General features: G+C 38.1%; 21 protein-coding genes. 19 read left to right on the forward strand and 2 right to left on the reverse strand.

Features of this window, described 5'->3' with window-relative positions; all coding sequences use genetic code 11:
* Nucleotides 1-28 precede the first annotated feature (28 nt).
* The 9 genes from EJ103_RS02055 to EJ103_RS02095 all read left to right on the forward strand — a co-directional run bounded on the left by EJ103_RS02055 (nucleotide 29) and on the right by EJ103_RS02095 (nucleotide 10,573).
* Nucleotides 29-1,963 carry a nucleoside-diphosphate sugar epimerase/dehydratase gene (locus tag EJ103_RS02055; RefSeq protein ID WP_126005757.1) on the forward strand — a complete coding sequence of 645 codons (1,935 nt, stop codon included), beginning with the start codon at nucleotides 29-31 and terminating at the stop codon, nucleotides 1,961-1,963.
* Nucleotides 1,964-2,291: 328 nt separating this feature from the next.
* Nucleotides 2,292-3,137, forward strand: a complete 846-nt coding sequence (locus tag EJ103_RS02060) for a glycosyltransferase (protein ID WP_164521606.1) — start codon at nucleotides 2,292-2,294, stop codon at nucleotides 3,135-3,137.
* Between the two features lie 63 nt (nucleotides 3,138-3,200).
* A complete protein-coding gene (locus EJ103_RS02065; protein WP_126005761.1) occupies nucleotides 3,201-4,742 on the forward strand; it encodes a lipopolysaccharide biosynthesis protein in 1,542 nt (513 codons plus the stop codon).
* Between the two features lie 64 nt (nucleotides 4,743-4,806).
* A complete protein-coding gene (locus EJ103_RS02070) occupies nucleotides 4,807-6,207 on the forward strand; it encodes a Coenzyme F420 hydrogenase/dehydrogenase, beta subunit C-terminal domain (RefSeq protein WP_126005763.1) in 1,401 nt (466 codons plus the stop codon).
* Nucleotides 6,207-7,343, forward strand: a complete 1,137-nt coding sequence (locus tag EJ103_RS02075) for a polysaccharide pyruvyl transferase family protein (RefSeq protein WP_126005765.1) — start codon at nucleotides 6,207-6,209, stop codon at nucleotides 7,341-7,343. Before EJ103_RS02070 ends, EJ103_RS02075 begins: the two co-directional genes overlap by 1 nt.
* A 45-nt stretch (nucleotides 7,344-7,388) precedes the next feature.
* The gene (locus EJ103_RS02080) at nucleotides 7,389-8,291 is read left to right on the forward strand and encodes a glycosyl transferase (RefSeq protein ID WP_126005767.1); all 903 of its coding nucleotides are present in this window, start codon (nucleotides 7,389-7,391) and stop codon (nucleotides 8,289-8,291) included.
* 53 nt (nucleotides 8,292-8,344) lie between these two features.
* Nucleotides 8,345-8,887 (forward strand): HAD-IIIA family hydrolase, encoded by a 543-nt coding sequence (locus tag EJ103_RS02085; protein WP_126005769.1) that lies wholly within the window; start codon nucleotides 8,345-8,347, stop codon nucleotides 8,885-8,887.
* Between the two features lies 1 nt (nucleotide 8,888).
* On the forward strand, nucleotides 8,889-9,641 hold the full coding sequence (gene kdsB / locus EJ103_RS02090) for a 3-deoxy-manno-octulosonate cytidylyltransferase (RefSeq protein ID WP_126005771.1): 753 nt from the start codon (nucleotides 8,889-8,891) through the stop codon (nucleotides 9,639-9,641).
* Between the two features lie 2 nt (nucleotides 9,642-9,643).
* Complete coding sequence (locus tag EJ103_RS02095; protein ID WP_126005773.1) at nucleotides 9,644-10,573, forward strand: KpsF/GutQ family sugar-phosphate isomerase; 930 nt, start codon at nucleotides 9,644-9,646, stop codon at nucleotides 10,571-10,573.
* Between the two features lie 205 nt (nucleotides 10,574-10,778).
* Here EJ103_RS02095 and EJ103_RS02100 read toward each other — a convergent pair whose 3' ends face one another.
* Both EJ103_RS02100 and EJ103_RS02105 read right to left on the reverse strand, forming a co-directional pair.
* Nucleotides 10,779-11,231, reverse strand: coding sequence for a transposase (locus EJ103_RS02100; RefSeq protein ID WP_126005775.1), 453 nt, complete (start codon nucleotides 11,229-11,231; stop codon nucleotides 10,779-10,781).
* A 284-nt stretch (nucleotides 11,232-11,515) separates the two neighbouring features.
* The gene (locus tag EJ103_RS02105) at nucleotides 11,516-12,892 is read right to left on the reverse strand and encodes an MBL fold metallo-hydrolase (protein WP_126005777.1); all 1,377 of its coding nucleotides are present in this window, start codon (nucleotides 12,890-12,892) and stop codon (nucleotides 11,516-11,518) included.
* A 324-nt stretch (nucleotides 12,893-13,216) separates the two neighbouring features.
* Between EJ103_RS02105 and wecA the strand changes: the two genes are divergently transcribed.
* From wecA to rfbB, 10 genes are all read left to right on the forward strand, one after another.
* Complete coding sequence (gene wecA / locus EJ103_RS02110) at nucleotides 13,217-14,254, forward strand: UDP-N-acetylglucosamine--undecaprenyl-phosphate N-acetylglucosaminephosphotransferase (RefSeq protein ID WP_126005779.1); 1,038 nt, start codon at nucleotides 13,217-13,219, stop codon at nucleotides 14,252-14,254.
* A gap of 47 nt (nucleotides 14,255-14,301) precedes the next feature.
* The gene (locus EJ103_RS02115; protein ID WP_126005781.1) at nucleotides 14,302-14,691 is read left to right on the forward strand and encodes a DVU3141 family protein; all 390 of its coding nucleotides are present in this window, start codon (nucleotides 14,302-14,304) and stop codon (nucleotides 14,689-14,691) included.
* 8 nt (nucleotides 14,692-14,699) lie between these two features.
* Entirely contained in the window at nucleotides 14,700-16,427 is a 1,728-nt protein-coding gene (locus EJ103_RS02120; RefSeq protein WP_126005783.1) for a polysaccharide biosynthesis/export family protein, read from the forward strand.
* Entirely contained in the window at nucleotides 16,428-17,213 is a 786-nt protein-coding gene (locus EJ103_RS02125) for an ABC transporter permease (protein ID WP_126005785.1), read from the forward strand.
* A gap of 21 nt (nucleotides 17,214-17,234) precedes the next feature.
* Nucleotides 17,235-17,885, forward strand: coding sequence for an ABC transporter ATP-binding protein (locus EJ103_RS02130; protein ID WP_126005787.1), 651 nt, complete (start codon nucleotides 17,235-17,237; stop codon nucleotides 17,883-17,885).
* Nucleotides 17,886-17,887: 2 nt separating this feature from the next.
* The gene (locus EJ103_RS02135) at nucleotides 17,888-19,321 is read left to right on the forward strand and encodes a lipopolysaccharide biosynthesis protein (RefSeq protein ID WP_126005789.1); all 1,434 of its coding nucleotides are present in this window, start codon (nucleotides 17,888-17,890) and stop codon (nucleotides 19,319-19,321) included.
* 54 nt (nucleotides 19,322-19,375) lie between these two features.
* On the forward strand, nucleotides 19,376-20,287 hold the full coding sequence (gene rfbA, locus EJ103_RS02140) for a glucose-1-phosphate thymidylyltransferase RfbA (RefSeq protein ID WP_126005791.1): 912 nt from the start codon (nucleotides 19,376-19,378) through the stop codon (nucleotides 20,285-20,287).
* 12 nt (nucleotides 20,288-20,299) lie between these two features.
* Entirely contained in the window at nucleotides 20,300-20,845 is a 546-nt protein-coding gene (gene rfbC / locus EJ103_RS02145; RefSeq protein ID WP_126005793.1) for a dTDP-4-dehydrorhamnose 3,5-epimerase, read from the forward strand.
* A gap of 23 nt (nucleotides 20,846-20,868) precedes the next feature.
* Nucleotides 20,869-21,765, forward strand: a complete 897-nt coding sequence (rfbD, locus tag EJ103_RS02150; RefSeq protein WP_126005795.1) for a dTDP-4-dehydrorhamnose reductase — start codon at nucleotides 20,869-20,871, stop codon at nucleotides 21,763-21,765.
* 292 nt (nucleotides 21,766-22,057) lie between these two features.
* Nucleotides 22,058-23,143: a dTDP-glucose 4,6-dehydratase gene (rfbB, locus tag EJ103_RS02155; protein WP_126005797.1), complete on the forward strand. Its 1,086-nt coding sequence runs from the start codon at nucleotides 22,058-22,060 to the stop codon at nucleotides 23,141-23,143.
* Nucleotides 23,144-23,152 lie beyond the last annotated feature (9 nt).

The raw sequence follows: 23,152 nt of genomic DNA on the forward strand, positions 1-23,152 counted from the left end.
ACCGCTGCTAGCTTCAGGGAAATGTATTGTGTTTTTAAAATTTTTAGTTAACTTGCCTCGCCCCCAGAAAAGAGTTGTATCACTTGTTGTAGATAGCATTTTTATTATTGTTGCTTTTTGGCTTGCCTTTTTACTTAGGCTTGATAGCACCGCTGTTTTGAAAAATACACACACATGGATACTGCTGGCAACAGTACTACCGCTAAGCTTACTTAGCTTTGTAAAACTTGGACTGTATAGGGCTGTGCTTCGTTACATGAACACTCAAGCTATGTGGGCCATTATTGCTGGTGTTGTACTTTCTACCGTTTACTTGACCATTTTGTCTTTCTTTTTGAGTGCACCTGTTCCTCGTACAGTTCCCTTTATATACGCTAGCTTTTGTATTTTATTTGTAGGCGGAGCAAGACTTACTGTTCGTGCAGTTGTTGGGCAAATAACAATGCGTCGTAAAGAAGGGGTGATAATATATGGAGCGGGTTCAGCTGGCCGCCAACTTGCGACTGCCTTAGCTAATGGTCCTGAGTACTCACCTGTTGCGTTTATTGATGACGATCCTAAAAAGCATTTAGCATTAATTCAGGGTGTGTGTGTGCATGCCCCTTCACAAATTGCCGATATCGCAGAGCAAAAGTCAGCTAATAAAATTCTACTTGCTTTGCCCAGCGTTTCTCGTAGCCGTCGAAAAGAAATATTAAATGCAATTGAAAAGTTTAAACTACAAGTTATGACAATCCCGGGTATGGCAGACATTGTATCGGGTACAAATAACCTTGACGAAGTAAAAGACGTAGAAATTGATGACTTGCTAGGACGTGATTCCGTGATGCCTAGAGGTGATCTGATGTCAGCAAATATTACTAATAAAGCTGTTATGGTTACAGGGGCAGGGGGATCTATAGGATCGGAGCTATGTAGGCAAATAATTAAAAACAATCCTACAAAAATAGTGCTCTTTGAACTATCCGAATTTGCTTTATATGCAATAGAAAAAGAGCTATCTGAGTACTGTAATTCTAATAACTTAAGTATAGAAGTACTGCCTATTCTAGGCTCGATACAAAATAAAAAGTTGGTTCAATCAACATTCTCAACCTTTAACGTTCAAACCGTTTATCATGCAGCAGCATATAAACATGTGCCGTTAGTAGAACATAATGTGGTTGAAGGTGTTCGCAATAATATTTACGGTACTTACAACGTTGCTACTGCAGCAATAAATGCAAAGGTAGACACGTTTGTTCTTATCTCAACCGATAAAGCAGTGCGCCCAACCAATATTATGGGCACTACAAAACGAATGGCCGAATTAGTACTGCAAGCACTTTCCGATGAGCAAAGCAGTACGCGTTTTACAATGGTTCGTTTTGGTAATGTTTTAGGTTCTTCAGGCTCCGTAGTACCACTTTTTAGAAAGCAAATTAAAGCAGGTGGACCAATCACGTTAACCCACCAAGATATCACGCGTTATTTTATGACTATTCCTGAAGCTGCACAGCTAGTAATACAAGCAGGAGCTATGGGAGTGGGAGGCGACGTATTTGTACTAGACATGGGCGAACCAGTTAAAATAAAGGATTTAGCAATAAAAATGGTTCATCTTTCAGGCCTAGAAGTTAAACACAAGAAACGTCCTAACGGGGATATTGAGATTAAGTGTACAGGGCTTCGCCCAGGAGAAAAACTGTTTGAAGAGTTACTCATTGGGGATAATGTAACTGGTACAGAACATCCAAGAATATTGAGTGCTCATGAGATTAAAATGCCATGGCAAGAGCTTGAGCCGTTTTTAGGAAAGCTTAAAATAGCTTGTGACGACTCTGACCACCCATTAATTCGTAAGTTGCTCTTACAAGCTCCTACAGCGTTTAGTCCAACAGATGGCATATGTGATCTAAATTGGAGAGCTATAAGCGGCAGTAGTAATAATGTGAGCGTGTTACCAAGTGTAAATGGTAACTAGTAATAGTGTTATTATTTAAAACTGTTTTTAGGGTGGAACAAAAATTTTTAATTTTATTATATTTTCGATAGCAAGTGATTTTGAATCTTTTCATAGAAGAAGAGAGATTGAATCAGTAGTAAATACTGGAAAGGGAAGTGTTATATATTATAGGCCACCAGAATCTTTTTTGAATGGGTTTCGCAGGCTATTTTCTCGAAAAAGGAGCAGCACAGCAGTAAATAGCAAACTTCACATACTTAATTTATACATATTTATACCAATGAAATGGGCTTTAAAGTCTAAATTGCTCATGTACTTATTTGTAACTTTGCCTATAAGTTTACAGGTGAGTATTTCGCAGCGTCGTTATTTTGGTAGTTCAAAAGTATTAAGCTGGTTTTATAAGCCAAACCAATACCTCTATTTGAAAAATTTAGCCCCCTATATTTATTTACATTATGATAATTACAAAGACGATAAAAGTTACACATACAGTGCGAACAAACACTTTGATGAGGTATTAAATAACTGCATTAAAAACAGTTTCTTAACTTTGGTGTCCAGCTCCAGGCTTTTTGAAGTTTACAAATGCGTTAAGCCAAATAGTGTTCATTACTATCCCAATGCAATTTCAAGACAATTAATTCCTAGTGATGTTGATAAACTAAAGAAACCAAATGTCAGTAAGGTCATTGGGTTTATTGGGCAATTAGATAACAGTTTTGATGTTGAGTTAGTCAAAAAAATATCTAAAGCTTTTGAAGACTATTCTATTAGACTCATCGGTGGTTATTCCAAAGATGCTTTTGAAGCATTAAATGAGTGTGCGAATATTGAGCTTTTAGGTTACATGAAATATGAGCTTTTGGGTGGAGAGATAAAAAAATTTTCTATAGGCATATGCCCATATAAGAATAATTCCTTTAATAAGTTTAGAAATCCATTAAAAATTACTGAATATTACTCTTACGGCTTACCTGTTGTTTCTGTTGATTGTGATATTGATGAGAAGGCAAAAGAATTTATGGGTATTGCAAAGACTCATGATGAGTTTATTGAGTCAATAAAAAGTCAGCTAGCTGAAAATACCTCATCTAAAAATATTCAAAGAATACAATATGCAGAGAACAATTGCTGGGACAATAGAATTAGCTTCTTAATAAATAAAATTCTAGATAAAAAAGTTCAATAGTAACTCCTTCCTAAGCTTATAGCTGCAGACTACTTCAATATTAAATTAAGAGAATAAGCTTAAATGCAAAATAGTGAAAAAAATAAAAGAGTAATAAAAAATACATTATTTTTGTATATTAGAATGATATTGGTTTTAGGTATAAGTCTTTATACATCACGCTTGGTCCTTGATGCATTGGGTATAGAAGATTACGGTATTTATAATGTTGTTGCAGGTATAGTGACGATGATGTCATTTATGACGGGCGCAATGTCTGCATCTACACAGCGATTCCTGTCATACGAGCATGGGAGTGTAACAAATAGAGTCAAAGATATATTCAAGATGAGTGTAAATATACATGCAATCATTTTTATATTGGTTGTCGTCTTGATGGAAACTATCGGACTTTGGTTTTTAAATAATAAACTAAACATTCCTGCTGAGCGACTTCATGCTGCTAATTGGGCCTACCAGTGTGCGCTTATTTCTTTTGGCTTCTCGGTTATGGGCATACCGTACATTGCATCAATTGTATCTAATGAAAAAATGGGGGCTTTCGCTTATATAGGTGTTTTAGAGGTTTCTTTAAAGCTAATTGTAGCTTTTATGCTTTATCTAAGCTTAGGCGACAACCTGATTTTATATTCAGTATTATTAGTGTTCTCATCTGTCTTTATTTGGTCTTTATATTTCTTATTTTGTAAATATAAAATAAAAGATACAAAATATGCGTTATTTTGGGACACTGAATTATTTAAAAAATTACTAGGTTTTACAGGTTGGAATCTAATAGGCAATATAGCTGTTGTGACTATGAATCAAGGCTTAAATGTACTACTAAATATATTTTTTGGTCCCACTATTAATGCATCTAGAGCCATTTCTAATCAAGTCAATATGGCTATTCGGGGTTTTTCATCAAATTTACAAATGTCCATGAATCCCCTGATCACCAAGTCATATGCTTCTGGTGAGCATGAATATATGCAGTCTTTAATTTTAAAGGGGTCGAAGTACTCTTTCTTCCTTCTATTGTTGCTTACCTTACCAGTCTTACTACAGACAGAACAAATTTTAAGCCTGTGGCTTGGTCAGTTACCTGACAAAATTATTATTTTTTGTCAATTGGCTTTAGTTGACTCTCTAGTAATTAGTTTGTCAGGAACATTGATTGCTGGTGCACAGGCAAATGGCAATATTAAAGTTTATCAAATTGTTACAGGAGGTGTATTGCTTCTCAATCTTCCCCTGTCTTATTTATTGTTTTTATATGGAGCAAAGCCAGAAGCAGCAATGGCATTAATGGTATTAATTTCTACAATAGCACTTTCAATTCGTTTGTTATTTGTTCGTAGAATGATTGGTTTATCTATCAGAGTATATGGCAAAGTAGTTTTAAGTAGAGTTTTCTTAGTGACCCTGCTCAGTTGTTCGATTATGTGGTATTTGGACAGCTTAATGGGAAGTACATTTTTATATCTAATTGTGGAGAGTTTTACGTCTGCTTTTGTAGTAATATGTACTATTTGGCTTTTAGGTTTAGAGCACGCGGAGCGCAAATTTATTTTAAATAAATTAAGCGCTTTTCATAGTAAGTTGAAGGGTAAATCTAGCTCTTAATTTATTTGTTCTATAGTGTTTTGTTCGAAAGTTATTGTGTATGTTTTAAATAAATTGGTGATGAATGAGTTCGTGTAAAGTAATAGAGCAAGTAGTTGATAAGGGTCTTTGTATTGGCTGTGGTCTATGTGTATCTGCATGTGGTAATGATACTTTAAAAATGGAGTTGAGCGATCACGGCTTTTTGGAGCCCAGGCATGTTAATTCATGCGGTTCTAGCTGTAAAGGGAATTGCCTATCTGTTTGCCCATTTAACCCCGAACCGGATGATGATGTTAGAACTGAGACAGAACTCGCTAACACATTTTTAAACGATTCCAAAAAGCAGAGTGACTCTATAGGTAAATATATTAATACTTATGCAGGTTTTTCAAACGAGCACAGAGCTAATTCCTCCTCAGGTGGTATCGCAACATTTACATTAATCGAGTTACTTAAACGTAAAGAAATAGATTACGTTATCTCAGTTAAAGAGGGGGCTTCGCAAAATGCTCATTATGAATATGCTATTAGCAGCACTGAGCAGGAGCTTTTACAAGGAGCAAAAACTCGATATTACCCAGTAACACTCGCAGGCGTGTTTGATAAAGTTAAAGAGCTTGAGGGGAATTTCGCAATTGTAGGCGTACCATGCTTCATAAAGAGTATTCGTTTAGCGCAAAAGGTAGAGCCTATTTTAAAAAGCAAAATCAAATTTTTAGTAGGTATTATATGTGGTGGTGTTAAAAGCACTTTTTTTACAGAATACTTAGCTAGCAAAACTGGTGTATCAGTATCTGAATATAGTAAGCCAGAATTTCGAATAAAGGATGAAAACAGCAGCGCAAGTGATTATTCATTTGGTTGTTTGGATAAAAATAGCCAACAAAATACAATAAAAATGAAGATGGTTGGCGATATGTGGGGCACGGGACTATTTAAATCAAATGCCTGTGATTTTTGTGATGATGTGTCTGTCGAACTAGCAGATATATCATTAGGTGATGCATGGATTGAACCTTATAGATCCGAAGGCCTGGGAACTAACGTGATTGTAACTCGTTCTCAGTTGGCTGAAGATATTATATGTAAAGGGATTGAGACTAATAAGCTAACTATCGAAGAGCTACCTGTCGATAGGTTTATTGAATCTCAAAGAGGGGGGTTTAACCACAGGCATAATGGCCTCGGTTTTCGAATTAATAAAAGACGTTCGAAAGGTTTAAGCGTTCCTCCAAAGCGTTTTGAAGACGATAATCTAACTTTTTTGTTAAAGCTAATTCATCTAATGAGAATGAAAGTTAGAAAAAAAAGTCTAGTAGTTTGGAAAAGAACCAAAAATGCAGAACAATTTGATAAAGAAATGAGATTTAGTTTAAATGTATTAAAAAAACTGACGAAGTTAAATCAATATCAAAAAAGATATTCTGAATCAGGTGCTATAAAAGCTTTAGTAATGCGAAAAGTAAATAAGGTATTAAAATAATGAAGATAGGTATATTAACTCAGCACCTTCACAATAATTATGGCGGCCTGTTACAGGCGTTTGCTTTACAGTACTATTTAAAAAACCAAGGTCATGATGTACTTACTATAGATTTTACTACCGACAATATTGGTGCAACTGTAAATAAAAAATCGCGCACAAGCGAAGTGAAAAATATTATTTACTATTATATTCGCAAATATATTCTAAGACGAAATATAAAGTCTATATTTCCTGTATCTGACGAGGTCAAAGCAAATATTGGTAAAGAAACAAGTCGTTTTGTTGCGGAAAATATTCGAACAACACAAAAGTTAACATCAATAGAGCAATTAAAATATTTAGACTCATATAAATTCGATGCTTATGTTGTTGGTAGTGATCAGGTTTGGAGGCCAAGGTACTCACCTGGTTTACCAGCTTTTTTCCTAGATTTTTTAAAAGATGATAAAAAAACCAAACGACTTTCTTATGCCGCATCTTTTGGTACTGATAACTGTGATGAATATTCGCCAACTGAGCTAATAGAATTTAGTAGTTTACTTAAGAAATTTAACGGTATAAGTGTTAGAGAAGACTCGGCAGTGGAGCTTTGTAACAAACATTTTGATGTATCAGTGGAACAAGTATTAGATCCTACAATGCTACTAGCAAAAGAGGACTATATTGAATTGGTGAAAAAAGATAAAATAGCTAAAAGTGACGGTAATATGATGGTCTATGTTTTAGACCAGTCACCAGAAAAAGTGGAGATGATAGATAAGGTTGCTAAAACTAAAAATCTAACTCCTTTTACAGTAATGCCTTCAGATGAAACCGGTATATATCCACCTGTAACAAAATGGTTACGCGGCTTTATGGACGCAGAATACATTGTTACTGACTCTTTCCACGGTGTTGCTTTTTCAATTCTATTTAATAAGCAATTCATTGCAATCGGTAACAAAAGTCGTGGAATAGCGCGTTTTACTTCTATATTGAAAAAGTTTGATCTTGAAAGTCGTTTATTAATAAATGCTAGTGATTTAAATGATTCAATTTTAGATGAAGTAATTAACTATAGCTTAGTAAATGATTTATTGTCTAAAGAGCAAACCTATGCATCTAACTTTTTAAAAAAGAATTTAAGTAATTAAAACCAAACCTTATCTATACTATTAAAAAATAATTTAGGAAAAATAGTGCTGAAGAAAACTATAAACTTTTTAAAAAATATTAAAAAAGTTACAGAAACGTTTGAGAGCAAACTAGAGGTCTCTAATAGAACAAATTATCTTTTAAATTCAGCACTTACCTCAAATGAATCAATTATTTCGAGTGAAGTCAATAATAAGGAATTAATTGTAAGCTTAACAACTTACAGCAAAAGAATTCATGATGTTCATCTAATCATAGAGTCTATTGCACACCAAACTTTAAAGCCTAATAGAATCATTCTTTGGCTAGATGAAGAGGAGTTTAATCTAGAAACAATCCCGCTAATACTAAAGAAGCAAATTGAACGCGGCTTGGAGGTTCGGTTTTGTCCAGATTATAAATCTTATAAAAAATTGATACCAACCTTGGAGTTATTTCCTGATGCATCGATAATTACTATTGATGATGATATTATTTATCCACACGATATGGTCGAAATACTCGTGCGCGAAAGTAAAATTTTCCCTCGTTGTATAATAGGGCATAGAGCCCATCTCATGAAGTTTGATAAAGAAAGCAAGTTACTTTCGTATAATCAGTGGGAGCATGAATCGACCTATAGTATTCCTTCTTTCTCTACATTTATTACTACAGGTGGCGGTACCCTATTTCCCGCTAAATGCTTTTCAAAAACAGTATTCGATAGTGATACTTTTTTAAACCTTTGCCCTAATGCTGATGATGTTTGGTTCAGTTCGATGGCTATTTTGAACGGTGTGAAGAGTAAAAAAGTTGATGATACTAGGGAGTTCTGGAAGAGGTTTTTATTGATCGATTTATCGCAAGATATTGCCTTATTTCATGAAAATAAAATTCAGAATGGTAACGATATTAAAATTAAAGCTGTTTTTAAAAAGTACGATCTATATAACAAATTAGAGCAATAAATGTACTTTACTCAGGTAGCTCCTGTCCTCCATAAAACGGACCTCACAACATTATGAAAAATATAGAGCTAATATTGTTTGACGTTGATGGTGTTATGACTGATGGCAGTATTTATATTGATAAAAATGGCGAATCATTTAAAAAGTTTAATGTAAAAGATGGCTTAGCAATAGAGCTTTTACGTAGCCATAATATAAAAACGGGTGTGGTATCAGGTAAAGCAAGTAAAGCCTTAACGCTTAGAAGCGAAAAGCTTGGCTTTGATTTTATCGTCACAGGTTGCAAAAACAAGCTCCCTCGCGTTCATGACATTTGTACAGAGCTAAATATAGGTTTAGATAAAGTTGCATTTGTAGGTGATGACGTACTCGACCTGCCTGTTATGCAGAAGTGTGGTGCTAGCTTTGCACCAAGTGACGCGCACGAATTAGTGCTAAATTATGCGCAATATATAACGAATGCCCCAGGTGGTGGCGGTGTAGTTAGGGAAGTCGCCGATAAAGTTTTATTAGCACGGTTTGAAACTTTAGATGTTATATATGACGTATTATTAGATAAAATAATATCGGATGACGTAAAAAATATGGAACAGTAAAATGAGTACCCCCAATAGCTTTAAGGTTGTTATACCCGCTAGATATGGTTCAACTAGGTTACCGGCAAAGCCTTTACTTGAAATTAATAACAAGCCTATATTTTGGCATGTTGCTCACCGGGTATTAGAAGCGGGTGTAAATATAAGTGATATCGTCATAGCCACAGATGATCAACGCATAGAAGCAAAAGCCATTGAGTTAAAACTGCCTGTAGCAATGACTAAAAGCACTCACGTAAGTGGCACTGATCGAGTGAATGAAGTTGCAAACCAGTTAAATTGGCATGAGAATACTTTGGTATTAAATGTTCAAGGAGACGAACCTTTAATCCCCCCCGCACTAATTAAAAAGTTAATGAGTTTTAGCCAGCATAACGCTCACTTTGATATGTTTACTGCTTCTGTGAACATATCAAAATATGAAGATTTCATTAACCCTAACGTTGTTAAAGCAATAGTTACAGAAAACAATCAAGCCCTTTACTTTAGCCGAAGTGCAGCACCCGTAAATAGAGATAATCCATATGATTTAACGAATGCTAACCGTCATATTGGTATTTACTTATACAGTGTCAAAATATTACAACAGCTATGTGGATTAAGTGAATCAGCACTTGAAAGCGCTGAAAAGCTTGAGCAATTAAGAGCTTTGAGCAACGGTGTAACTATTGGTGTTATGAGTTATGGTGGCGATATTCCACATGGTATTGATACTGAAAAAGATTATTTAAACGTAAAAGCTATAATGGAATGAATATGAGCAGTTATGATGTAGCTAAACGCGTAATTAATATTGAAATTGAAGCGTTAAAAGCATTGGAGAAGCAATTAGACGAACAGTTTAATAGTGCGATACAACTTATATTAAATACCAGTGGCAGAACAATTATTTGTGGCATGGGTAAATCGGGGATTATAGGAAAAAAAATAGCGGCTTCTTTTGCGAGTACAGGTACACCTAGCTTTTTTATGCATCCTGGTGAAGCGTTTCATGGTGATTTAGGTATGGTCACACCTGAAGATGTTTTTATTGCAATATCCAACTCTGGTGAAACACTAGAAGTTTTAAAACTACTACCATTTCTAAAAGATAATAATAATAAAATTATAGCTATAACCGGCAACCCTAACTCAACTCTTGCAAGTCATGCGCACTATCATTTAAATATAGCTGTGCCTGAGGAAGCATGTCCATTACAGTTAGCACCAACATCTTCCACAACAGCTACGTTAGTAATGGGCGATGCATTGACTGTCGCACTAATGGAGTCACGCTCATTTCAGCCTGAAAACTTTGCTCGTTTTCACCCTGGAGGCAGTTTGGGGCGTAAGCTACTTAGTAAAGTTAGTGATGAAATGGTGACGCAAAACCTACCTTTAGTAAATGAAAATACTCCATTAACCGATGTTATAAATGTGATGTCAAAAGGTTCTTTAGGCCTTACCTTAGTTGTTAAAAATGATGAAGCCAAAGCATTAATAACAGATGGTGATCTACGTAGAGCTATTGAAAGGTACGGTAAAGATTTGTTTGATTTAAATGCTAAGCATATCGCTAATAGTAATCCGGTTGCAGTCACTCCTGATACTTCAATAGCGATGGCTTACGAGAAAATGCAAAACAACAAAATAAATAGTCTAATAGTTTGCGATAACAAAAAGGTTATAGGTATTTTAAAAAAATAATGTATGTATAGGTAAGATTCATAACGCCCACGTGGACTTTATACTCGGTGTATATTGGGTTGTAGGCGTCTTGCTTGCTGGCGCATTAAAAGCAACGCTTTTACATATTTACCAAATTGCGTGAGCAAGCTTCACGCCTACGTGGACTTTATACTCGGTGTAAATTGTGTTGTAGGCGCCTTGCTTGCTGGCGCACTAAAAGCTTTTACAAATAAACACAATCCCAATACGGATATTTGCTTATGTTGTTTACTAATCCCGCACGTAAAGGGTTTGCTACTATATACCTAGCTTGAGCTATTAAATCTTCATCATCTCTTATTTTGTGGTCATAATAATTTGATTGCCATATCTTTCCGTCTGTACCGTTATATTTATTAAATCTATAAGTTGTAATGTTCTTAAACTTTCTAACTAGGCTTGATAGTTCTGGGCTACGATTTAGTTGTAAAAGCCAATGTATATGATCAGGCATAATTACAAAGCAAATAGTGTTAAGAGAATTACTTTTGGAAAACACAGTAAGCTCTCTAGCTATCAACCGTGCATTTAAATAGTTAGCAAATAATGGCTTACGGAAGTCGCAACATAAAGTTATGGAGTAAAAGGCATTAATTGTAGGGCGTCTACCTTTTAATCGTTTATGTGTGTTAGCCATAGTTTTATTCCTTTTAAAGTGCTTTTCGCGTGAGCAAGCTTCACGCCTACAACAAAATCCTAAACCCACCACTTATATAAAGGTTTAACTCCACGTAGGTGCCTTGCTTGCTGGCGCACTAAAAGCAACGCTTTTACATATTTATCAAATTGCGTGAGCAAGCTTCACGCCTACGTGGGTTCTTATACTCGGTGTATATTGTATTGTAGGCGTCTTACTTACTGTCATATTAAAAGCACTGCTTTTACGTATTACCCACATTGCGTGAGCAAGCTTCACGCCTACTAAGTTCCTATTTCTATTTTAACTTCACTACCTAACACCTCTTTATACTTACTTGCTAATGCCCGCTTTGCATCTTCATCGCCGTGCACAATTTTTATATGGCTTGGCTTTTTACGCATGCCGGTTACAAATTTAACTAATCCGTTTTGGTCCGCATGTGCGCTGTAACCGCTAATGGTGTGCACCTGTGCGTTAATTGTAATACGCGTATCGTTTATAAAAACATAGCCATTGCGGGGGCCATATTTTTGTATATCGCGGCCCAAAGTGCCGCGGCCTTGGTAGCCAACAAACAATACATCGGTTGTTTTGTCAGGTAAAAAGCGCTCTAGGTAATTTACTATTCGCCCGCCACTGCACATACCACTGGCAGCTAAAATAATGGCAGGTGTTTGGCGCGAGGCTAAATAATTAATAATGGCGATATGCTCGCTATGCGTATCAACCGTGGTTAGGTTTTCAAAATCCAGCGGGTGGCGGCCTTTGGCTACTTTGCGCTTAGCCTCTGCATCCCATAAGTGTTTAAACTTAATATATTGCTCGGTAAAATTGGCAGCCATGGGGGAGTCTAAAATTACATGAATACTTCGCCAAGGCGAACCTTTAGCTGATTGATGTATTAGCTGTTCTAGCTCGTAAAGTAGCTCTTGTGTGCGGCCAATACTAAATGCCGGCACTAACACTACGCCGTTATCTGCTACTGCGCGTTCAATTACATTTTTTAGTGTTTGGGTGCGCTCTTTTCGGCCTTGATGATTTTTATTACCGTAGGTTGACTCTATAACTAATGTGTCGGCCTTATAAGGAGGTTTTGGAGCCGGTAATAGCGGCGTGTAGGGGGCACCTAAATCGCCCGAAAACACAACTCTATGGCTTTTATTATTCTTTGTATTAATGCCAACATCTATTTCTACATAGGCTGAACCTAATATATGCCCAGCACGCTGAAACCGCGCTTTAGCTATTTGCTTGTTGGCACAAGGCAGCTCAAACCAAGTATTAAAATTAACCGCTACTATCTGCTTATTTAGCAAGCTTAGGCAGGCATTTATAATTTTTATATCGCGGGTAACACCTACCTTTAACGCATCTTCAATCACTAGTGGCAGCAAGCTAGCGGAGGCCGGCGTAGTATAAATGGGCCCCTTAAAACCGGCTGCTAATAAATAAGGAATGCGCCCCACATGGTCAATGTGGCAATGGGTAACAATAAGCGCGCTAATGTGCGCAATATCAAATTCTATTGATAAATCATCTTTTGCGTCTTCTCCCTGAAAAAGCCCGCAATCTACTAGCACGCTGTTTATACTATTTATAACTAATTCGTGGCATGAGCCAGTCACGCCATTTACCGCTCCGTGGTGAAGTATTTTCATAGTGGCTCATTGTTTTGTTAATCTCATATTAATAATGTAGAACTAAAATGGCTGGTTATAAAGTACTTAGCGGTTTGTTGTTGCTAAAGTCATAAAATGGTAACTTAACTCCTGTAAACATTATTGTATGAGCTAATTAGCTCTTAAACTACCAGTGGTTTAAGCAGTAAAAACAGATTAAATTATAAATAAATCTGCCTAAACGCATGCTTAAAATGACTTTACATAGTTTATGGTCTATAAATTGTTTAGCCTTTTTATGTAGTTAATAAGTGAAGTAGTCTCTATGAGTGAAAACCATAACCTTTATTCAAGAGGTAATTAATGGACTTTTGGTTCCCGTTGGTTATTACATTTATTGTTTCGCTTGTAGCAATAAAAGTAATAAATCCAATAGCAATAAAAACAGGATTAGTTGACTTTCCGTGCGATCGCAAAGTACACGACGGAAATATCCCTCTTGTAGGCGGCATAGCCATTTACCTATCAGTTTTAATCGCCTCTGTTTTATTTATTGACCACAGTAGAAACCTTAATTTATACCTAGTTGCCTCAGCATTAGTGCTATTTTTGGGTGCGCTTGATGACCGTTATAGGCTATCTGTTAGAGTCCGCTTAGTTGCGCAAGTGCTGGTTGCATCACTAATTATATTTGGCACCGAAATATACCTAACAAGCCTAGGTTTTTTATTAGGTAATATAGAGCTTAAGTTAGGTGTGCTGGGCATAGTTGTAACCGTTATAGCCATAATTGCAGGGATCAACGCAATAAATATGATTGACGGGATGGACGGACTAGCCGGTTTGCTTAGTTTAATTGCTTTTACAGCGTTGGGTTTTTTATTAAGTAGGGTAACTAATGCATGGTACTTGTTGCCCGTACTGTTTATTGCCTCATTATTAGGCTACTTAATCTTTAATTTAAAACTACACAGCTCAGTGTCAAAAATATTTATGGGCGACTCAGGTAACATGCTTATCGGTTTAACGCTTATTTGGCTTATGGTTATTGGCACGCAATTAAGTACACCCGCATTAAAGCCAGTTACGGCCCTTTACATAATAGCAGTGCCATTAATTGATATGGCAGCCGTTATAATTAGAAGGGTTAAAGCAAAAAAATCCCCCTTTTTAGCCGATAGGCAACACCTACATCACCTTTTAGAAGTAAAGGGGTATAGTACCAAGCAAGCACTTATTGTTATTTCAATTGCTGCAAGTATACTAGCAATGGTAGGCTGCATAGCCGAGGTTTACTCAATAGCAGAATGGCTTATGTTATTGGTCTTTCTAGTTTTATTTTTTAGTTATGCTGCATTTACAGAGCATGAATGGAAAAAAATTAGCGCTAAAAGCCAGTAATATTAAAGGAATATTTACGTGTTATATAAAAGCAGACTAAAAAAATTATGAAAATAAACTTAGCTCTTACGTCACTAATGCCAATTTTATTTTTACTTGGTTGTACATCATCTCCCCCAGTTCTTCATGCTACCCGCGCACTTATAAACGAGCCTGTAGTACACACTAATCAAAATGTAATTCCATTAGCATTTACACAACTAATTCAAAGTAAACCTGTTGGTTACCAAGGTAGCTATAAAAATATTGAGTTTACCCTAGGAAAAAAATACACCTCTGCACTGGGTGAACAATGCCGCGAGTTATTTTTAAATCAGCAAGGGCAAAGCTCTGCTCAAACTCGCCAAGCCATGTGTAAAAACAGCCAAACTGATCAGTGGGTAATGGCACCACAAGTCATTAAAAACAAAAATAATACTATAAGTTTTGGAGCTTGAGCCAATTTATGAATACCTTTAACCAAAGCTTTAAGCTAATTTTTAATTTAATTATTGGCGCCAGCATTATTGTATCGCTAAATCTAAGCGCTGCTGAGCAAATGTCGCTAACACAGCTTGAAAACGCAGGCACAACGCAAACGCAATTACCTAATGCAGAGCTACAAAATGGCACATTTAGCAAGCAAGGGCGTTCGGGCACATTGTTACCAGGCGAAATGTCAGCAGCAGAACTTTTACCTAGCTCAGAGCAAGGCTTACCCCCTCCGTATGGTGCTAATTTATTTGCCGGCGGATACGAAAGCGAGCGCCTAGATGGTTTAAACGACGACTACACAGTAGCCCCAGGCGACAAAGTATCAATATGGTTATGGGGCGCAATTAACCAATCTGAAGTGGTAACCGTAGATAACCAAGGCAACCTGTTTATTACCAATGTTGGCCCGGTTTATGTGGCCGATGTAAAAGCAAGTCAGTTAAATACCTACGTAAGCAATAAAATAAAAGAGGTATACAAAAAAAGCGTACAAATTTATGTAAACCTGCTTACAGCAACACCAGTGAGCGTTTACATTAGTGGTAGCGTAATTCGTCCCGGGCAATACGCTGGTATCGCATCCGACAGTATTTTATATTACTTAAAACGCGCAGGCGGAATAGACTCAGAGCGAGGCAGCTATCGTTCAATAAAAGTGTTGCGTAATAACAAAGTAATTCAAAATATAGACCTGTACGACTTTATACTAACGGGTTACCTACCTAAGTTTAACTTTAAAGATAACGACGTAATATTAGTAGAGCGCCAAAAAGCCACTGTGGTTGTGTCAGGGAGTGTACGCGCGCCTTTTAGGTTCGAATTTTTACAAAGCCACGCAACAGGCGAGCAGCTCGCCAAGTTTGCATTACCACTGGCTAAAGTTAGCCATGTAGGCGTAGTTGGCGACAGAGCCGACGGCCCATTTTCGGTTTATTTACCCTATAACGAATTTAAAAACTTTGAGCTTAAAGATGGCGACCGCCTAATTTTTAACGACGACATGCGAGCCCAAGTTATCGATATACAAGTAGATGGTAGCTACTTAGGGCCTTCGTACTTTGCTGTTAATAAAAACACGCGTTTGCACGACCTACTTGCGCATATTCAAATAGATAAATCGTTAGCCGACTACCAATCTATTTACATACAACGTAAAAGCGTAGCTAAAAAACAAAAAGAAATGATAGACCAATCGCTAGAGCGCTTAGAGCGTAGCGTATTTACAGCGCCAGCCTCATCAGACGGCGAAGCAAAAATTCGCGCAGAAGAAGGTAAAATGATTTTAGAATTTACCGAGCGCGCACGTAAAATAACACCGTTAGGTAAAGTGGTAATTGCCGACCAAGGGCAAGTTGCCAATATTAGGTTAGAACAAGGCGACATAATACACATACCCGCTAAAACAGACCTAATACACATTGGGGGCGAAGTACTCATGCCGCAGGCATTGGTTTATAACCCCAATGCTACAATAGACGACTACATAGCATGGGCGGGTGGCTATAGCGAGCGCGCCAATTACGACCAAATAATGGTTATACACCCTAACGGCATGATAGATCTTGACGCTTACGGCACCTTAAAGCCAGGCGATCAAATTTTGGTACTTCCAAAAGTAGACACCAAATTTTTGCAATCGGTTAAAGACATAACGCAAATAATTTATCAAATTGCTATTGCGGCAAATGTGGCCACCTAAATGACCACCGTACTAAAACGAAATAACTGGGCAATATGGCGCGACGTTATATTTGCCCTATTTGTACGCGAAATCCGCACAGGCTTTAACGATAAATTAGGGCTTGCTTGGGCGGTTGTACAGCCGTTAAGTTTTATTATTATGCTTTCTTATATACGTGGGCGGATGGATGGTGGCGAAACGCACACTGTCCCGACATTTGATTTTATGATGTATGGTTTACTACTAATTCAGTTGTTTTTAGGAACGCTCTCTAGTTGCTCCTCTTCCATCAAAAAGAATAAATCACTGTTTGCCTTTAGACAGGTGCAGCCTATTAGTAGTGTTTTAGCTACAGGCTTTTTTAATTTTTTAGTTAAGATATCTGTATTCGTATGTATTTTCATATTTATGTATTTTATAGGCTTGGAAGTAAAGCTAAGCGATCCTCTTTTTATGATCCTTAATATATTTGCATTATGGGTATTTTCAATGTCATTTGGGTTACTATTTGCGATTGTACAATGTTACATACCTGAGTTTTCGAAGGTTCAAGGCATATTAACAAGACCTTTATTTTTTATATCAGGAGTATTCTTTTCGTTGCAAGACGTGCCTAAAGAATATTGGCCATATTTAGATTGGAACCCTATTTTACATGCCATAGAGTTAACACGCTATGCAGCTTACCCCACTTATGGGAATGAAGGGGTTAGCGAATTTTATTTATTCTCAAGCGCTTTTACTTGTTTGTTTTTTTCTTTGTGTGTTTACCAAGCTACTTGGAAACAGGCCGTGAGTAGGTAATGTTATGAAGCAGGAAATAATATGATTAAGCTGCAAAATATTACTAAATATTACCCCTCGGCTATAGGCAAGCAGTACGTTTTTAAAAATGTAAGCTTTGAAATACCCAGTGGCCATAATATTGCTATTTTAGGCTCAAACGGGGCTGGTAAATCTACGTTATTTAAAATGCTAGCGGGGAGTGAATACCCCAACAAAGGCAAAATTATTACCGACCTGCATTTATCGTGGCCGGTAGCCCTAGCAACAGGGATTCACCCACAAATGAGTGGCGCCGAAAACGCCCGCTTTATAGGCATGATAAACGGCGTAGCCGACCTAGATTTATATGTGCGCCGTGTTCGCCAATTTGCAGAGCTAGGCCCAAAGTTTGATTTGCCAGTAAATACCTACTCAAGCGGTATGAAACCTCGCCTAGCGTTTGCGTGCTCAATAGGTATAGACTTTGACGTATACCTAATAGATGAAGTTACCTCGGTGGGCGATGCAAACTTTAGAAAAAAAACCCGCCAAGCACTTACACAAAAAAGTAAAAATGCCAATGTTATTATGGTTAGCCACGAAATGGACGAACTGCGCCATTTTTGCGATAGTGCTATTGTATTGCATAAAGGCGAACTCACTTTTTACAACGATTTAGAGCAAGGAATTGCTCATTACCAGGCATTATAATTATGAGTCAACAAGCGGTAGAAAAAATAGAACAACGCTTTACAGAGCTAGGGCTAAAAACCGATAAAGCTATTTGGGATAATGGCGAAAAGCTTATTGGGCTTGCGCAACAAGTTGAGCAAAACGATGTATACCTAGCAAGGCGTGTTATGCAACGCGCACGTAATTTAAAACCTAAAAATGAGCAAATAAATAAAGAGCTAGCTAGGCTTACTAACAAAATAAACAGCAAGGCAAAGCAAACTCAAACAAGTACATCTACCGAGCAACATGTAAAACCAAATATAAAGCAATCTGCTATTGCTAAATTAAACAACAAACGTGGGCTGCATTTATTAACCAAACCGTGGTTTGTGCTGTTGGTTGTGCCTTTTGTATTATTTGCTTTTTACCAACTTGTTTTAGCAGCCCCAAGGTATGAAAGCCGAGCACAGTTAATAATTCAGCAACCCGATGGCATGAGCACAATGGACCCATCTATGGCGCTTTTAAGCGGTTTAGGAGTGGGCGGTAGCTCAACAGCCGATAGCGAAATAGCAAAAGCTTATATTCATTCGCAAGACATGCTTAACTACCTGCAACAGCATAGTAATTTAAAAGCGCATTACCAACACCATGGTGATATTTTTACAGGGCTAAGTAGCGATGCCAGCAGCGAAGACCTGCTAAATTACTACATTGATCACACCAAGATTGAAATTGACGAAGGCTCAGGTGTATTAAAAATATTAGCCCAAGGTTTTACCCCAGAGTTTGCTAATAACTTAACCAAAATAATAGTGAGCAGAGCAGAGTGGTATATAAATTCTATTGGCCATCAATTAGCTGAGGCGCAATTACAATTTATACGCTTAGAGCACGCAAAGGTAGAGCAGCGCCTGCGCGATGCGCAAAAAAACATACTTGCCTTTCAGCAAAAAAACAACCTACTAGACCCAGAAGCTGAAGGCCTAGCGCTACAGCAAATAACTTACGGGTTAGAGGGGCAAATAGCCACTAAAAGTGCGCAGCTAAAAGGCCTGCGCTCAACCATGACCGACAGAGCCCCGCAAGTAGTAATGCTTGAGGCCGAGCTAAATGCATTAAAAACTCAGCTAGAGCTTGAGCGCGAAAGGCTTTCGCAGCAAGGTTCGGAGCCCACAAGTACAACAGCTAATAACAGAGCGGTAAGCCAAGTGTTAGCGCAGTTTTCTGATTTAAAAATAGAGCTAGAGCTTGCCTTAAAAGGGTACACCGCATCGGAGGTATCGCTAGATAAAGCCAGAATAGAGGCCTATAGGCAGCTTAAATATTTAGTAGTGGTGGAGACGGCAACGCTACCGCAAGACCACCAATACCCAAACACGCTATACAATATTTTACTATTTGCAGTGCTGCAGCTAATGCTATTTGGCATAGGTAAAATAATTTTAGCAACGGTAAAAGAGCTAAGGTAGCACAGTACTTAGCGCGCAAATAATAATTAAATAATTAGATAGACAGGAATCTATATGCATTCATTAACAAAGCCACAGCACAAGTCGGCCCGTAAGGGCATTATATTAGCGGGCGGCTCGGGTACACGTTTATACCCGCTTACAAAAGTGGTAAGTAAGCAATTAATGCCTGTGTACGACAAACCCATGATTTTTTACCCCGTGTCGACATTAATGATGGCGGGCATAACCGAAATTTTAATTATATCTACCCCAACAGAGCTACCGCGCTTTAAAGAGTTACTAGGCGATGGCAGTGCATGGGGTATTAGCTTTGAATACAAAGAGCAACCCAGCCCCGACGGCCTAGCGCAAGCTTTTTTGTTAGCCGAAGACTTTTTACAAGGGCAGTGTGCAGCCTTAGTATTGGGCGATAACCTTTTTTACGGCCACGACTTATCAATATCGCTACAAAATGCAACTACATGCGAGCAAGGTGCAACGGTATTTGGCTACCACGTTGCTAACCCTAAATCGTACGGAGTGGTAGAGTTTGACCAAAACGGCAAAGCCATATCAATAGAAGAAAAACCCGACAAACCTAAATCTAACTACGCCGTACCAGGTTTATACTTTTTTGATAGCCGTGTGGTTGAATTTGCAAAAAATGTTAAGCCATCAGCGCGTGGCGAGCTAGAAATAACCGATGTAATAGATCAATACCTCGCAAATAAAGAGCTCAACGTAGAAATAATGGGCCGCGGTACAGCATGGTTAGATACAGGTACATTAGATGACCTACTTGATGCTGCTAATTTTATTCGTGCAATAGAAAAACGCCAAGGCTTAAAAATTAACTGCCCAGAAGAAATAGCCTACCGTATGGGTTACATAAACGCAGAGCAACTTAAACAATTAGCCAAACCGCTTAAAAAGTCAGGCTATGGTAAATACTTACTTGCGTTGTTAGATCAAACCGTATTTTAAAAGGCATTAATAATGAAGTTTACACAAACAAAAATACCCGATGTAAAAATAATAGAGCCACAAGTTTTTGGCGACGAGCGCGGTTTTTTTATGGAAACCTTTCGCACTGAGCTATTTAACCAACACTGTGGCGAGCGCACCTTTGTACAAGAAAACCATAGTAAGTCGGCCCATGGCATACTACGAGGCTTACATTACCAAACACAAAATACCCAAGGTAAATTAGTACGTGTTACCCAAGGCGAAGTGTTTGACGTAGCCGTAGATATGCGCAAAGATTCGCCTACTTACGGGCAGTGGGTTGGGGTGTTATTGTCGGCTGAAAACAAACGCCAATTATGGGTACCAGAAGGCTTTGCCCATGGGTTTTATGTAACCACCGATAGCGCCGAGTTTGTTTATAAATGTACCGATATATATAACCCAAATGCTGAGGTATCAATTAAGTGGGACGACCCAACACTTAATATAGAGTGGCCGTTAGTTGAGGGTAAACTACCGCAGCTTTCGGCAAAAGACGAAGCAGGCCTTGCATTTACAAATGCACCAACGTTTTAAGTTAACCAGTTAAAGTAGTCATTATGAAAGTATTAGTAACAGGTAAAAACGGCCAGTTAGGCTCTGAGCTACAAAAAAGCTGCCCAAGTAATATAGAGCTAATATGCTTTGGTAGCCAAGAACTCGATATAGCCAATGCAGAGCAAGTAAACGAGCTTTTAATTAGCCACTCCCCCGATATAGTTATTAACGCAGCAGCGTATACCGCAGTAGATAAAGCCGAAACTGATACTAAGCAAGCTTATGCTGTAAACGAGCAAGGCCCAGCTAATTTAGCTACTGTATGCAAGCACATAAACGCTAAATTAATACATGTATCGACCGATTTTGTGTTTGATGGCACAAGTACTATGCCCTATACCGCCAGCGATGCCACTAACCCATTAGGAGTTTATGGTGCATCAAAACTTGCTGGTGAGCAGCAAATTAGCAATATATTAGGGGGGCATGCAACCATAGTACGAACCGCTTGGGTGTACTCGGTATTTGGTAATAATTTTGTAAAAACTATGTTGCGCCTAATGAACGATAAAGAACAATTAGGTATAGTAGGCGACCAAGTAGGCACGCCTACGTGGGCCGCAGGCCTTGCCAATATGCTATGGGCATTAGTGAACAAAAATAATTATGCGCTACAGGTTAATAATGCAAATACAGCCACTATTTTAAATTGGACCGACGCAGGGGTGGCATCGTGGTACGACTTTGCAGTAGCAATACAAGAGCTAGCAATAGAACAAGGCCTATTAAGTAAAGCAATCCCAATCAGTGCAATACCGGCAGCGAGTTACCCAACGCCAGCTAAACGCCCTGCGTTTAGTGTGTTAAATAAAGCACAGGCAGAAGAGCTAACTGGCGTTAAAACAATACATTGGCGCACACAATTAAAAACAATGCTAAATGAGTTACCTAATAACTAGCAGCTCATAGCTCTTAGCTTGCAGCTCATAGCTCTTAGCTCATAGCTCTTAGCTCATAGCTCATAGCTCATGGCTCTTAGCTCATAGCTCATGGCTCTTAGCTCATAGCTCATAGCTCATGGCTCTTAGCTCATAGCTCATGGCTCTTAGCTCATAGCTCATAGCTCATAGCTCATAGCTCGTAGCTCGAAGCTCACAGCTCGAAGCTCATAGCTCGCAGCTCATAGCTCATAGCTCGAAGCTCGTAGCCCGCAGCTCTTAGCTTTAACAAAATTTGTAAATGGAATAAAAAATGTCAGTAAAAAATCTATTAGTAACCGGTGGAGCAGGGTTTATAGGTGCCAATTTTGTACATTATTGGTTAGCTCAAAACCCGCAAGACAAAGTAATCGTACTAGATGCACTAACCTATGCAGGTAATAAAGCCAACCTAGACCTAGTAGCAAACAACCCAAACATGACCTTTGTGCACGGCGATATTTGCGATACTGCATTAATAGAGCAGCTAATAGACACGCACCAGTTAAATACCATAGTGCATTTTGCTGCCGAGTCACATGTTGACCGCTCAATAACAGGGCCAGATGCCTTTATAGAAACAAATATACTTGGTACTTACAGCTTATTAAAAGCAGCTAAAAAAAAGTGGATAGACGAGCCAAAAGCTAATGGTAACGAGCCTTTAGCGCATCGTTTTCATCATGTAAGTACCGACGAGGTTTACGGCACGCTTAGCGCGACAGACCCTGCTTTTACCGAAGACACCGCCTATGCGCCAAACTCACCATATTCTGCATCAAAAGCGGCGAGCGATCATTTAGTACGCGCGTATCACCATACTTATGGGCTTGAGGTAACTACTTCAAACTGCTCAAACAACTATGGGCCTTACCACTTTCCTGAAAAGTTAATACCTTTAATAGTTACTAATATTTTAAACGATAAACCACTGCCAGTGTATGGCGATGGCCAGCAAATTCGTGACTGGTTATACGTAGAAGATCACGCCCGTGGTATAGAGCTAGTACTTAAAAAAGGCCGTATAGGTGAAAACTATAACATTGGTGGCAATAACGAATGGGCCAACATAGATATAGTTAAATTGGTATGTAAAGTAATGGGCGAAAAGTTTGCAAACAACCCCGAACTTGCAAAGCGCTTCCGTAATGCAAAATCGGCTATAGAAAATAACGTTGAGCAACTAATTACTTATGTTGAAGACCGTGCAGGGCACGACCGTCGCTATGCGATTGATGCTACAAAAACAAATAACGAGCTAGGTTATGTACCAGCAGAGAGCTTTGAAACAGGTTTTGCTAAAACACTAAACTGGTATTTAGATAATGAAGCTTGGTGGACGCCGCTTTTAGCTAAATAAAGGAACGCC

The sequence above is a fragment of the Pseudoalteromonas sp. Xi13 genome, from assembly GCF_003952205.1.
Lineage (GTDB): Bacteria > Pseudomonadota > Gammaproteobacteria > Enterobacterales > Alteromonadaceae > Pseudoalteromonas > Pseudoalteromonas atlantica.